The sequence below is a fragment of the Verminephrobacter aporrectodeae subsp. tuberculatae At4 genome, assembly GCF_000193225.1.
Taxonomy (GTDB): domain Bacteria; phylum Pseudomonadota; class Gammaproteobacteria; order Burkholderiales; family Burkholderiaceae_C; genus Acidovorax; species Acidovorax aporrectodeae.
This window is the reverse complement of record NZ_AFAL01000472.1, coordinates 1-13,142: the sequence shown is the minus strand read 5'-3', so window position 1 is coordinate 13,142 and position 13,142 is coordinate 1. Positions and strand designations below refer to the sequence as shown.

General features: G+C 67.1%; 15 protein-coding genes. 10 read left to right on the top strand and 5 right to left on the bottom strand.

Annotation, left to right across the window (positions count from 1 at the left end; all coding sequences use genetic code 11):
• The coding region (locus VTU_RS0115250; RefSeq protein WP_010105674.1) for a TOBE domain-containing protein at positions 1 to 495 on the bottom strand (495 nt) is incomplete at its 3' end.
• Between the two features lie 135 nt (positions 496 to 630).
• Here VTU_RS0115250 and modA point away from each other — a divergent pair.
• The 3 genes from modA to VTU_RS0115235 all read left to right on the top strand — a co-directional run bounded on the left by modA (position 631) and on the right by VTU_RS0115235 (position 2,836).
• Positions 631 to 1,410 (top strand): molybdate ABC transporter substrate-binding protein, encoded by a 780-nt coding sequence (gene modA, locus VTU_RS0115245; protein ID WP_050809519.1) that lies wholly within the window; start codon positions 631 to 633, stop codon positions 1,408 to 1,410.
• Positions 1,411 to 1,491: 81 nt separating this feature from the next.
• A complete protein-coding gene (gene modB / locus VTU_RS0115240; RefSeq protein ID WP_010105672.1) occupies positions 1,492 to 2,145 on the top strand; it encodes a molybdate ABC transporter permease subunit in 654 nt (217 codons plus the stop codon).
• A gap of 1 nt (position 2,146) precedes the next feature.
• A complete protein-coding gene (locus tag VTU_RS0115235) occupies positions 2,147 to 2,836 on the top strand; it encodes an ATP-binding cassette domain-containing protein (RefSeq protein ID WP_010105670.1) in 690 nt (229 codons plus the stop codon).
• 65 nt (positions 2,837 to 2,901) lie between these two features.
• Here VTU_RS0115235 and VTU_RS0115230 read toward each other — a convergent pair whose 3' ends face one another.
• Positions 2,902 to 3,303 (bottom strand): type II toxin-antitoxin system VapC family toxin, encoded by a 402-nt coding sequence (locus tag VTU_RS0115230; protein WP_040892928.1) that lies wholly within the window; start codon positions 3,301 to 3,303, stop codon positions 2,902 to 2,904.
• An 8-nt stretch (positions 3,304 to 3,311) separates the two neighbouring features.
• Positions 3,312 to 3,554 carry an antitoxin gene (locus VTU_RS0115225; RefSeq protein WP_029554442.1) on the bottom strand — a complete coding sequence of 81 codons (243 nt, stop codon included), beginning with the start codon at positions 3,552 to 3,554 and terminating at the stop codon, positions 3,312 to 3,314.
• A 97-nt stretch (positions 3,555 to 3,651) separates the two neighbouring features.
• Between VTU_RS0115225 and VTU_RS35440 the strand changes: the two genes are divergently transcribed.
• From VTU_RS35440 to VTU_RS0115200, 7 genes are all read left to right on the top strand, one after another.
• Positions 3,652 to 3,786, top strand: a complete 135-nt coding sequence (locus tag VTU_RS35440) for a hypothetical protein (RefSeq protein ID WP_265597339.1) — start codon at positions 3,652 to 3,654, stop codon at positions 3,784 to 3,786.
• Positions 3,787 to 3,867: 81 nt separating this feature from the next.
• The gene (locus tag VTU_RS0115220) at positions 3,868 to 4,137 is read left to right on the top strand and encodes a helix-turn-helix transcriptional regulator (RefSeq protein WP_010105667.1); all 270 of its coding nucleotides are present in this window, start codon (positions 3,868 to 3,870) and stop codon (positions 4,135 to 4,137) included.
• Complete coding sequence (locus tag VTU_RS32875; RefSeq protein ID WP_201766148.1) at positions 4,130 to 4,270, top strand: hypothetical protein; 141 nt, start codon at positions 4,130 to 4,132, stop codon at positions 4,268 to 4,270. The genes VTU_RS0115220 and VTU_RS32875 overlap by 8 nt, the downstream gene beginning before the upstream one ends.
• A gap of 18 nt (positions 4,271 to 4,288) precedes the next feature.
• Positions 4,289 to 5,347 carry a type II toxin-antitoxin system antitoxin DNA ADP-ribosyl glycohydrolase DarG gene (darG, locus tag VTU_RS0115215; RefSeq protein ID WP_010105666.1) on the top strand — a complete coding sequence of 353 codons (1,059 nt, stop codon included), beginning with the start codon at positions 4,289 to 4,291 and terminating at the stop codon, positions 5,345 to 5,347.
• Between the two features lie 241 nt (positions 5,348 to 5,588).
• Positions 5,589 to 7,355, top strand: a complete 1,767-nt coding sequence (gene ggt, locus VTU_RS0115210) for a gamma-glutamyltransferase (RefSeq protein ID WP_010105665.1) — start codon at positions 5,589 to 5,591, stop codon at positions 7,353 to 7,355.
• Positions 7,356 to 7,561: 206 nt separating this feature from the next.
• Positions 7,562 to 8,848 (top strand): C4-dicarboxylate transporter DctA, encoded by a 1,287-nt coding sequence (locus VTU_RS0115205; RefSeq protein WP_010105664.1) that lies wholly within the window; start codon positions 7,562 to 7,564, stop codon positions 8,846 to 8,848.
• 123 nt (positions 8,849 to 8,971) lie between these two features.
• On the top strand, positions 8,972 to 11,293 hold the full coding sequence (locus VTU_RS0115200; RefSeq protein WP_010105662.1) for an NADP-dependent malic enzyme: 2,322 nt from the start codon (positions 8,972 to 8,974) through the stop codon (positions 11,291 to 11,293).
• A gap of 12 nt (positions 11,294 to 11,305) precedes the next feature.
• Here the strand turns inward: VTU_RS0115200 and VTU_RS0115195 are convergent, their stop codons facing one another.
• The gene (locus tag VTU_RS0115195) at positions 11,306 to 12,301 is read right to left on the bottom strand and encodes a hypothetical protein (RefSeq protein ID WP_010105661.1); all 996 of its coding nucleotides are present in this window, start codon (positions 12,299 to 12,301) and stop codon (positions 11,306 to 11,308) included.
• Positions 12,302 to 12,498: 197 nt separating this feature from the next.
• Positions 12,499 to 13,142 (bottom strand): exodeoxyribonuclease VII large subunit (gene xseA / locus VTU_RS0115190; protein WP_010105660.1); only part of this gene is annotated, 644 nt, incomplete at its 5' end.

Below are 13,142 nucleotides of genomic sequence, written 5' to 3'. Positions count from 1 at the left end.
CAGTCCGAGCAACTCCACGCTCTCGCGTGTGATGCGCGCGCAAAGGACCGCAGCGTCCCCGACCCGCAGCTGAACACGCGACAGGGGACCTGCCGTCTCGACGCCGAGCACGGCGGCCGCGAACTGATTGCGCATGCTGGTTCTCAACGCAAACAGCGTCGCGCCGGATGCGTCCGCCGCGCCGGAGGCCGCCCGCCAACGCTGCTGGATCAGCGCCTTCGCCGCGTCCAACTCCCCGGCGAGCTCGAGCAGTTGGACGCCATGCGCCGTCAGCGTTGCGCCCCCGCCGCCAGCGCCCCCGACGGCGCGGTGGACCAGGGGAACGCCGGCCAGGTTGGTGAGCGTGTCGATCGCCTGCCAGGCGGCTCTGTAGCTGACCCCGGTCTCGCGGGCGGCCTGCGAGATGCTGCCGCTGCGCCCGATGCCCCGCAGGATGTCGATGCGCTTGTCGCTCAGGCCATGGTCCAGCGCGTCGGTGAGTCGGGGTTTTCTCATCGCGCGGATTGTGCAAGCAATCTGCACGGTAACTATCCCGCCTCCCGCCTCCTGGCGCGCGGGTGCGGCAGCTGCTTGCCATGCTAGCATCGCTATTCAAGTAGCGAATAGCGCAATGCCCGAGGAAAAACAAGCATGACGACCCCGACCCCGACCCCGACCCCGACCCCGACCCGACTGCGCGCGGCGATGTTGGCGGCCACCCTGGCCTTCGCCGGCGCAGCCTCCCGGGCGCAGGAACTGGTGGTCTCCGCCGCCGCGAGCCTGACCAACGCCTTCCAGGCCGTGGGCCAAGCCTTCGAGCAGGCGCAGCCGGGCGCCAAGGTGCGCTTCAACTTTGCTGCGTCCGGCCCGTTGCTCGCGCAGATCCGGCAGGGCGCGCCGGTGGACGTGTTTGCCTCGGCGGATCAGGAGAGCATGCACCGGGCGGCCGGCCTCATCGTGGCGGCGACGCGCGCCGACTTTGCCGCGAACACGCTGGTGCTGATCCTGCCGTCGGCATCGGCCCAGGCGCCGAAGGTGCTCGGCGACCTCGCGAGCCCGTCCTTCCAGCGCGTATCGACCGGAACGCCGGCCACCGTGCCCGTCGGGCGCTACACGCTGGAGGCGGTCGAGAGGGCCGGCCTCACGGCGGCCCTGCAACCCCGGTGGATCTACGGCGAGAGCGTGCGCCAGGTCCTGAACTACGTGGCGCGTGGCGAGGTCGATGCCGGCTTCGTCTACCGCACCGACGCCATGGTCGAACGCGAGAAGACGCGCATCGCGTTCACGGTGCCGACGAGCACGCCGGTGACCTATCCCATCGCGCAGGTCGCGGCGAGCCAGAACGCCGCGCTGGCGAATGCGTTCATCGCCTTCGTGCGCGGCCCCGCCGGCCAGGAGATCCTGCAGCGCTTTGGCTTTTCCAAGCCCTGAAGTGGAACATCTCCGAGTCGCCTTCCGTGGTGTCCTGGCGTGGGGAGCCGCGCCTGTTGGGCGGATGCGTGGGCGCAGGGCATGCTGATTGCGCTCTGGCTCACGCTCAAGGTCGCCCTGCTGGCCACGCTGATCGCAGGCCTGGCAGGGATTGGCCTCGCCTGGTGGCTCGCGCGCAGCAAATTCCCCGGAAAGGGCATTCTCGACGCGATCCTGGTGCTGCCCATGGTGCTGCCGCCCACGGTGATCGGCTACTACCTGATCGTGCTCATCGGGCGCAACGGCGCGCTCGGCCGGCATCTGCACGACTGGTTTGGCATCAACCTCATGTTCACCTGGCAGGGCGCCGTCATCGCGGCGTCGGTGGTCTCCCTGCCGCTGGTCTACAAGGGCGCGTACGCGGCCTTTGAAGAGGTTGACGGGCGCTTCGCCCACGCGGCGCGCACGCTCGGCGCCGGCGAGTTCGAGCTGTTCATGCGCGTCGCGCTTCCCTTGGCGATCCGTGGCATCGCTGCCGGACTGATGCTGGCCTTTGCCCGCGCCATGGGCGAATTCGGCGCCACCCTGATGATCGCCGGCAACTTGCCCGGCAAGACGCAGACCCTGTCCATCGCCGTCTACGAGGCGGTGCAGGCCGGCGAGGACGGGCGCGCCCTGTGCATCACCCTGACCATGTCGGTCGTCTGCATGGCCGTGCTCGTGGTCTCGGGCCGCTTGCTCCAGGCGAGGCACTGAGATGAGCGCGCTCGATGTCCGGCTGCAGTGCACCCTGCGCTCGGCGGAGCGCAGGTTCGATCTGGACGTGGCCTTCGAAGCCCATGCGCATCATTGCGCGCTGATGGGGCCGTCGGGCTCGGGCAAGTCAACCGTCCTGATGGCCATCGCCGGGCTGGTGCATGCGGCGCGCGGCCATGTGCGCATCGCCGGCCAGACCCTGCTGGACACGGCGCGTGGCGTTGACTTGCCGGCGCGCAAGCGCCGGGTCGGCGTGGTGTTCCAGGACTACGCCCTGTTTCCGCACATGACGGTGGAGCGCAACCTGCAGTTTGGCGTCCACCGGCTTGGCCGGTGCATCGACACCGGGGGCATGGAGCGGGTGCAGGCCCTGATCCGGCAGTTCGATCTGCAGGCGCTGCGCAGCAGCCTCCCGCGCAATCTCTCCGGAGGCCAGCGCCAGCGCGTCGCCCTCGCGCGGGCGCTGGCGACCGAACCGCAACTGCTGCTGCTCGACGAGCCCTTGTCCGCGCTGGACGTGCCCCTGCGCGCACGGCTGCGGCGTGAACTGGCCGAGATGCTCGGGCGCGTGCCGGTGCCGACCCTGCTCGTGACCCACGATCCGCAGGACGCCCAAGCCCTGGCACGCGAGGTGATCCAACTCGACAATGGGCGCGTCGTGGGTCAGGTCTTTGGCCCGAAGGTTTGCTGAGATGCAGCTTGCGCCGTCCAAACCCCTCGGAACGCTTGGCTTGGACCATGGATGGTCACCAAACCTCAGGCTCCATCGACCCAATCTTCGGTGGCAAGAACACCGCCAGGGACAAGGCCGAATGCTTTGTCGTGGGTGACGAGGATCGCCCTTGCCGCCACGGCATGGGCCGCGATCATCATGTCGAGCGCTCCGAGCGTGATGCCAGAGGCCGTGCAAGATGCCCGCAAATCACCGTAAACCATGGCGCTGTCAGTGCCCCACGGCAACACTTGGACACGAAGCAGAAATTCCCGTACCAGGCGCACGAAGGCCGTTGGATGGCCTTTGCGGGCGCAACCGTAAAGCAACTCCGCCTGCGTGACGGCGGAGACGACGATGCTGTCCATCGGCAACGTCGCCAGCCGCTCGCGCGCCTGCGGCGGATTCCCCTTGATGACGTAGCTCGCCACGTTCGTATCCAGCATGAAGCGGCTCAAAACAGGTCCCTCTCTTGCTCCGGCAAGTCTGCGCGATCGACCATGAAATCGGGTGGAATCTCGGTGCGATCGGCAAGTTCGAAGAACTCTTGCCAAGAGGCGGCCTTGGCCGACAACACGACCTCGCCGGTATTCGGGTCGCGCCGAATGAGGACCTCTGTTCCCTGGAAACGGAACTCCATCGGGAGCCGGACCGCTTGGCTCCGCCCGGTGGTAAATAGTTTGGCAGTTGCTGACATTTTCAACCTCCTGGGTAGCTATCGCGAGTATGTATCAAATGGACGGGCATATCAATGCATCGATGCCAGCGCCTCTCAGGCTGCCAAGGGGAAATCCATGGCCAGCATGCGCTTGAGCTTGTGCGCCAACGTGCCACAGCAGCGTGGCTTCCTGGGTGCCTATCCGCTTACGCCATTGGGCTACAACTGCACTGTCGCCGCGCAAGGGCACGCATTCTTTGAAAATGTTTGACATAGCGGACATTTTGTAGAAGAAAATTCCAAAAGTTCGATAATACGTACATACCGGGCAAGCCCCGCTGAAAGAGGCGATATGGACAGGATCTTGCGAGCGCAGGACAGCCGGACCTTCGGGCGCATGCTCAGAGACGAGCGCAAGGCGCTGGGCAAGAGCCAGGACGATGTGGCTGCGGCGGTCGGCACGCGCAGGCAGACCATCGCCGATCTGGAGCACGGCAAGAACGTCGGCTCGCACACCGTTTTCGCGGTGCTCGCCGCTATCGGCAAGATGGTGGCGATCACCGACGCGCGTCCTGATCTCGAAATGATCCGCGCCATGCTGGAGGAGTCCGGCAATGGCTGACGCGCTGCGCGGCAGGATCAAGGCCCTGGATGTGAGCATTCACTCGGCGGCCGTCTACGGTCGAGTTGTCAACGCCCTTTCGGCACACGGACACCGGCCAACGGTCGAAGTGCGCCCGGACTGGTATTACTGAAGCGAGAGGAACATCACCATGATCGAGTACACCTCGGGCGACATCCTCCAATGTGAGGCCGACGCACTGGTCAACACCGTCAACTGCGTCGGTGTGATGGGGCGCGGCATCGCCTTGCAGTTCAAGAACGGCTACCCCGAAAACTTCAAGGCTTACGAAGCGGCCTGCAAGCACGAAGCGGTGCAGCCTGGCCGCATGTTCGTTTTTGATACGGGGCAGCTCACCCTGCCGCGCTTCATCATCAACTTCCCGACCAAGCGCCACTGGCGTGGCAAGAGCCGCATGGAGGACATCGAGGCGGGCCTGACCGATCTGGTCCATGTCATCCGTGCCAAGGGCATTCACTCCATCGCCATTCCGCCACTGGGCGCAGGTTTGGGCGGGCTTGACTGGAGGGAGGTGCGTCCCCGCATCGCACGTGCGCTGGCAGAGCTTGCCGGCGTGCGTGTGCTGGTGTTCGAGCCCAAGGGGGCCCCAGCCAACGACAAGATGGCGCATGCGCGCGAGGTGCCCAAGATGACGGTGGGCCGCGCCGCCTTGGTGGAACTGATGCAGCGCTACCTCGGCGGTCTGCTCGACCCCTTCGTCACCTTGCTGGAAATCCACAAGCTGATGTACTTCATGCAGGAGGCCGGTGAGCCGCTACGTCTGCGGTACGTCAAGCATCACTACGGCCCCTACGCGGAGAACCTTCGGCATGTGCTGCAGGCGGTGGAAGGCCATTTGATCACGGGTTATGCCGATGGCGGCGATGCGCCGGACAAACCACTCACGCTGGTGCCCGGGGCGGTGAATGACGCCAAGGTCTACTTGGCTCAGCACGAAATCAGCCGCGCCCGCTTTGAACGGGTGACCAAGCTGGTGGAAGGCTTCGAGTCATCCTACGGGCTGGAACTTTTGGCCAGCGTACATTGGGTGATGAGCCGCGAGGGCGCCACACGGCACGAGAGCGTGGAGCGCCAAGTCCATGGCTGGAATGCCCGCAAGCGGCAATTCACGCCCCGTCAGCTGGTCATTGCCGAAGAGCGGCTGCGCTCCCAGGGCTGGCTATCGCCTGAAGTGGCTTCGGCCCATTGAGGATTCATCAGGGAATGCAAAAAAGGACCGGAGCGAGGCGCGTATCCACACCGGTCCAACCGGCTGCCGCAGGCTGATCGGTAGCCTTCCCCGTGACGGCAATCGATCAGGGGAACGCGCGCATCCAACCGGCATGGCATGAGCGCCGCATCGGCCTGCGCCATCGAGACTGAGTCGCTACACTGCGCGCCGGGCGCCCGCCGCAAGGGGCCCTTGCATGGCAACAACGAGGAGACAAAGCATGAACATTCGCCATACGCTGCTGAGCAGCAGCATTGCGCTGGCCCTGGCCAGCCTGAGCGCCTGCGGCAACGCCCCGCCGGCCGTGAGCGCGGCAGCGCCGGCCCAGCAAACCGCTGCGGCGCCCTACGACCTCGACATGGACCGCTTCCACCCCGTGGTGGCGCGAAATGGCATGGTTGCTTCGGAACAGGAGCTCGCCTCGCGGGTGGGCCTGGACATCCTGCGGGCCGGCGGCAATGCGGTGGACGCGGCCGTGGGCGTCGGCTTCGCGCTTGCCGTGGTGTTGCCCAACGCGGGCAACCTGGGCGGTGGTGGCTTCATGCTGCTGCACGAGGCCAAGACCGGCCAGAGCGTGGCGCTCGATTTCCGCGAAATCGCGCCCCGCGGGGCGCGGCGCGACATGTACCTGGACGCCCAGGGCCAGGTGATCCAGGACAAATCGCTTTACACGCACTACGCCGTGGGCGTTCCCGGCACCGTCGCCGGCATGGAACATGCGCTCAAGCGCTGGGGAACGATGCCCCTGGAGAAGGTCATCGCGCCCGCCATCGCGCTGGCCGACCAGGGCTTTCCCGTGAGCGAGACGCTGGCCAGGGTTTTGCAGCAGGAACAAAAGATCATGGGCCCGTGGCCAGCGACCCGCGCGATCTTCTGGAAAAACGGCGCGCCGCTGAAGGCGGGCGACCTGCTCGTGCAAGAAGACCTGGCCCAGTCCATGCGCCTGATCGCGCAGCAGGGCGCCAAGGCCTTCTACGAGGGCGAGATCGCGCAGAAGATTGCGGCCGAAATGGCGCCGCACGCCGGCGCCATCACGCTGCAAGACCTGCGCGCGTACCAGGTGGTCGAGCGCGCGCCCACGCGCGGCATCTACCGTGGCTACGAGATCGTGACCATGCCGCCGCCCTCCTCGGGCGGTGCGCACCTGGTGCAGATGCTGAACATGCTCGAGCCGCTGCCGCTGGCCCAGTGGGGAGCAAACAGCGCGCAGACCATCCACTACCTGGCCGAGAGCATGAAGCTGGCTTACGCCGACCGCGCCGAATACCTGGGCGACCCGGATTTCGTGCGAATCCCGCTCAAGGGACTGACTTCCAAGCCCTACGCCCAGGCGCTGGCCAAGGGCATAGACGGCAACGCGGCGCGCCCGGGAAGGAGCATCGCGCCAGGCCGGCCCCAGGCGTATGAAAGCGACCAGACCACGCACTACTCGGTGGTCGACAAGGCCGGCAACGCCGTGGCCGTGACCTACACGTTGAACACCAACTTTGGCAGCGGCATCGTTGCCCAGGGAACGGGGATCATGCTCAACAATGAGATGGACGACTTCTCGGCGAAACCCGGCGTGGCGAATGCCTACGGCCTCGTGGGCGGCGAGGCGAACGCCGTGGCGGCCGGCAAGCGCCCGCTGTCGTCGATGACGCCCACCGTGGTCCTCAAGGACGGCAAGCCGACCCTGGTGACCGGCAGCCCCGGCGGCGCGCGCATCATCACCACGGTGCTGCAGACGGTGCTCAACATCATCGACTTCGGCATGACCCCCGCGGAAGCCGCAGCCAGCCCCCGCGTGCACCACCAGTGGACGCCCGACGAACTGCGCGTGGAAAAGGGCCTGAGCCCCGACACCCTGGCGCTGCTCAGGCAGCGCGGCCACAGCATTGCCGTGAAGCCGGCGATGGGCCGCACGCAGACCATCCAGCTGCGCGACGGCATCCTGTACGGCAACTCCGACCCGCGCAACCCGGACGGCAAGACCTTGGGCTATTGATGTGATCGATTGACACCCGATCGGGCGGCGGCAAGGGCCTGCCCCGCTCCCCCTCCAAGCCACCCCCTTCGGCGCGTGGCTTTTTTCATGCAGCAGGGCCCCCGCTCTGTCACCTGGGAAACAAGCCGGGCACCCCGATACGCAATCGGCAACCTATGCTTGCGCTGCGTAGCCGCTTGTGTGCGATCCATTCCCAAGGAGTGTCCATGCCCCGGGTTTTCCCCTCCCTCTTTGGCCAGGTGGTCCTGGCGTTGCTCGCCGGCGTGGCGCTCGGCCTGGTCTGGCCCGATACCGCGTTGCAGCTCAGGCCGCTCGGCGACGGGTTCATCAAGCTGATCAAGATGCTGATCTCCCCGATCGTTTTCTGCGTGGTGGTGCATGGCATTGCGGGAAGCGGCGATCTGCGGCGCGTGGGCCGCGTCGGCCTCAGGACGCTGATCTACTTCGAGGGGGTCACCACCGTCGCGCTCGTGCTGGGCCTGGCGCTGGCGCTCTGGTTCGAGCCCGGCGCGGGAATGAACGTGAACCCCGGGACACTCGACGCCCAGGCCCTGGGTGCCTACACGGAGAGCGCGCACAAGCTCACCGGGGGCGGCTTCAGCGACTTTCTGCTGCGGCTCATCCCGACCACGGCGGTGAGCGCCTTCGTCAACGGCGACGTGCTCCAGGTGCTGCTGTTTGCCATCGTCTTCGGCTGCGCGCTGGCGCTGCTGGGCGAGCGCGGCGCGCGCGTCACGGAACTGGTCGAGACGCTTTCGCTGGTGCTGTTCAAGGCCATGGGGCTGATCATCCGGCTCGCGCCGCTGGGGGTGCTCGGCGCCATCGCGTTCACGGTCGCCAAATACGGCCCGGGCGCGCTCAGGCAACTGGGCATGCTGGTGCTGCTGTTCTACGCCGCCGTGCTGCTCTTCGTGGTGGCGGTGCTCGGGCCCATCATGCGCTTGTCGGGCCTGAGCCTGTTCAAGCTGCTGCGCTATCTGCGCGAGGAACTCGCCGTGGTGTTTGCGACCACCTCGTCCGACAGCGTGCTGCCGCAGGTCATGGCCAAGCTCAGGCGCATGGGAATCCGCGATTCCACGGTGGGACTGGTGATCCCCACGGGCTATTCGTTCAACCTCGACGCGTTCTCCATCTACATCACGCTGGCGGCGGTGTTCATCGCGCAGGCCACGAACACGCCGATCTCCATGGCCGATCTGTGGGGCATTTTGGCGGTCTCGCTGCTCACGTCCAAGGGCGCACACGGTGTTCCCGGGTCGGCCATCGTCGTGCTCGCGGCCACCTTGCAGGCGATTCCCGCGATCCCCGCGATCGGTCTGGTGCTGGTGTTGTCCGTGGACTGGTTCATGGGGATTGCCCGGGCGCTGGGCAATCTGATCGGCAACTGCGTGGCCACCGTCGCCGTGGCCGCCTGGGAGGGCGACATCGACCGCGAACGCGCGCACGCCGTGCTCGACGGGCGCGAGCCGCCACCGCCCCACGGACCGGCCTGACGCGCCCCGCGCGCCAGCGGACGGGGGGTGGGCCGGATAGGCATAAACCGCGATGCCGGCCAGCCACACCATCGGCTACCCTGTTTCGCACCCCCACCGAGGACTTCCGAACAGGATTGCCGCATGCCCGAGAAACTTTCCGCCGCCGAAGAATCGCTGCGCGACGCCGCGCGCGAGTACCACCGCAACCCCGGCCGGGGCAAGATATCGGTGACCCCCACCAAGCCCCTGTCGAACCAGCGCGACCTCTCGCTCGCCTACTCGCCCGGCGTGGCCTACCCCTGCCTGGACATACAGGCCGACCCGTCCAAGGCCTTCGACTACACCTCGCGCGGCAACCTGGTGGGCGTGATCACGAATGGCACGGCCGTTCTTGGCCTGGGCGACATCGGCCCGCTGGCGGGCAAGCCGGTCATGGAGGGCAAGGGCTGCCTGTTCAAGAAGTTCGCCGGCGTGGACGTATTCGACATCGAATTGGCCGAGCGCGACCCCGACAAGCTCATCGCGATCATTGCCGCGCTCGAGCCCACGCTGGGCGGCGTGAACCTCGAAGACATCAAGGCGCCCGAGTGCTTCTACATCGAGCGCGAGCTGTCCCGGCGCATGAACATCCCCGTGTTCCACGACGACCAGCACGGCACGGCCATCATCTCCAGCGCCGCGCTGCTCAACGGCCTGGAACTGGTGGGCAAGGACATCGGCGCGGTCAGGATCGCCGTCTCGGGCGCCGGCGCCGCCGCGATTGCCTGCGTCAGCGTGATGCTGGGCCTGGGCGTGCGCGCGCACAACGTCTTCATGTGCGATTCCAAGGGCGTGATCTACGCGGGCCGCCCCGGCGGCTACGACGCATCCAAGGCGCGCTACGCCCAAGAGACCGACGCGCGCACGCTCGCCGACGCCGTCAACGGCGCGGACGTGTTCCTGGGCTGCTCGGCTCCCGGCGTGCTCACGGCGGAGATGGTCCGGAGCATGGCGCCCCGGCCGATCATCCTGGCGCTGGCCAACCCCGAGCCCGAAATCCGCCCGGAACTGGCCCGCGCGGTGCGCCCGGACTGCATCATCGCCACGGGCCGTTCGGACTACCCGAATCAGGTGAACAACGTGCTGTGCTTTCCCTACATCTTCCGCGGCGCGCTGGACTGCGGCGCGACCCGGATCACCGAAGCCATGAAGCTGGCCTGCGTGCGCCAGATTGCCGACCTGGCCAAGGCCGACATCAGCGAAGAGGTGGCCAACGCCTACGCGGGCAAGGAACTCGCTTTTGGCCCCGACTACCTGATCCCCACGCCCTTCGACTCGCGCCTGATCCTCAAGATCGCGCCCGCCGTGGCCCAGGCCGCAGCCGACTCCGGCGTGGCCACGCGCCCGATCACCGACATGGAGGCCTACAAGGAAAACCTCTCGCGCTTCGTCTACCAGACGGGCATGCTGATGCGCCCCGTGATCACCGCGGCCAAGGCCCTGCCCGACGCGCAAAAGCGCGTCGCCTACGCCGACGGAGAAGACGAGCGCGCGCTGCGCGCCGCGCAGATGGTGATAGACGACAGGATCGCGCGGCCGATACTGATCGGACGCCCCGCGGTGATCGCCGCGCGCATCCGGAAAGCCGGCCTGCGCATGCAACCGGGCAACGACGTGCAGTTGTGCAACCCCGAGGACGACCCGCGCTTTCGCCAGTACTGGGAGCACTACCACCAGCGCATGCGCCGCGACGGCGCCACGCCGGAAGTGGCCAAGGCCGCGGTGCGCCGCTCGAACACCATCATCGCCGCGCTGATGGTGGCGCTGGGCGACGCCGACGCCATGATCTGCGGCCTGGTGGGAACCTATGAAACGCACCTGGAACGCATCCACAGCATCCTTGGCCGCCAGCCGGGCGTGCACGACTACGCCGCGCTCAACGCGCTCATGACCAGCCGCGGAACGCTCTTCATTGCGGACACCTATGTGAACGAAGACCCCACGGCGCAGCAACTGGCAGACATCGCCTGGATGTCGGTGCAGGAAGTGCAGCGCTTTGGCCTGCCCGCAAAGGTGGCCTTCCTGTCGCATTCCAACTATGGATCCTCCAAGCGCGCGTCGGCCAAGAAGATGCGCCTGGCGCGCGACCTGTTCGTCGCCGCGCACCCCGGGATCGAATGCGACGGCGAACTGCACGGCGACGCCGCGCTCGATCCGGGAATCCGCAACACCTATCTGTCGGACGCGACGCTGACCGACGCGGCGAACCTGCTGATCTGCCCGAACATCGACGCGGCGAACATCCTCTACAACGTGCTCAAGACCACCACCAGCGGCGGCGTGACCGTGGGCCCCATCCTCATGGGCGCAGCCGCCACGGCGTACATCCTGACCCCGGCCGCCACCGTGCGCCGGGTGCTCAACATGACGGCGCTGGCCGTCGCCAGCGCGGCGGCGCGTCCCCGTGTTCTGCCCCGCGAATAGCGGCACAACCTCTCACCATGAAAGTTGCCTTTTCAGTTCGTCCAGTGCGAGCTGGATTCGGTCGTCGGCGTTCTCCTGCAGGCTGAGCGTCAAGGAGAGCGGGTCCACGGTGCTGGCGTTTGGCATCAGCGCCGGGCTGTAGCTCCACAGCTGCCATTCTTGTGCGCCCGCTTCGGGATCAGGCAATTCGCGAACGCCGGCATCCGTCGCAGCCTTCCAGTCTGCGGCGCTCAACGCATGCACCGGCCATTTCGGCTCGGACAGCATGGAATGGCGCGCGAGAGCGCTCAGACCCGCGAGGCGGCTGGGCCGGTGTGCGGCGACCCCATGCGCTGCCACCCAGACCGTGCGCCGGACCGGCGTTCGCAGTGCGGGCCTCGCACGCTCCCAGACCTGCTTCGGTGGGAGTTCCATGCGCAGCCAGCGCGAACGGCCGACCGTGTGCGCGGCAGCCAGCCCGGCCGCAGTCAGTTCCCTGACCGCGCGCGACAGTGTCATGGGCGTGTAGCCCAACGCGGCCGCAACCTTGGAAGGCTGCCAATCGGGCTGCCACGGCTGGCGTAGCAAGGCGGTGATCAGCATGGCTTGCGCGGATGGGCTCAGCGTCGCTTCCGTGGCCGGAGCGCGCTGCCGAAAATACTCACGCAGGTCCAGCCCCAGGTCCGGCAGATAGAGTTGGTTGCCCGGCACGATGAACGGGACTTTTTGCTCGATCAAGCGCCGACGGTCATAAGAGGCCAGTGCATCGGTGACGTAGACCGCCGGCTGACCCGCCAGGGCCAGGACCTTGTCCAGCCAGGTACGGACTTCGCTGAGGGACTGCTTGGCCTCAGCCCGCCCGATCGCCAGGACGACGGGCTGCCCCAGCAGTTCCAGCTCGCTGAACTGGAAGGCGTCGCGCAGGAAGTAAGGCAGTTCGTTTGCACGCCCCCACGGCCTCAGGTCTGGCGCGTCAATGCCCAGAACCTCGTGGAGATAGTGCAGAACGGCGGTCGCTTGGGTCGGCAAAGTGCATCCTGTATAACTTTTATTCCGCACGATAACATGCATATTGTTATCGTGCAAACTGGCGTTATTATGGCGGTGTCGATGGTTCCCGGCCCTATGCCGAGCCGTCCGGTGAAAGGAAGCAGACACGATCGGGACGAGGGCCCGCCATTCACTTATATGCGCGAGGCCTGGCACGAGGGGGGGGAATTTCAGACTTAGACGCCGGGCTGGGCCACGGTCAGGTCGATCGTTCCGTCGGCCAGCGTGGCCCGCAGCGCGTCGCCGGGGCGTGCCTGGCGCACCTGGGTCACGGCCTGGCCGCCGGCGCTGGTGAGCAGGGCGTAGCCGCGTTGCAGCACCAGGCGCGGGTCGAGCAGTTCCAGGCGCAGGGCCGCGCGCTCCAGCCGATCTGCTTGCCGCGCCAGGTGCCGCTGCCATGCGGCGGGCAGTTGCACTTGCAGCGCTTGCCGGGCCTGCGCGCGGTGCTGCAGGCTCCGCTGCGCGCCGTGGCGCATGCGCTGGGCAAGCTGCGCCAGCTGCATCTGCTGGTGCGCCACGCGGCCCGACGGGCGGCCGAGCCGTGCGGCCGCCTGGTCCAGCCGCTGCTGCCGCGCGTCGAGCTGGCGCTGCACGGCGTCGCGGATGCGGCCGGCGAGCCGGTCCAGCGCCCCCAGCCAGATGTCGCGGGGCTGGGCGAGCAGTTCGGCCGCCGCCGTGGGCGTGGGCGCGCGCAGGTCGGCGCAGAAGTCGGCGATGGTGAAATCGGTTTCGTGCCCGATCCCGCTGATCAACGGCACCGGGCTTTGCACGATGGTGCGCGCCAACTGCTCGTCGTTGAAAGCCCACAGGTCCTCGATGG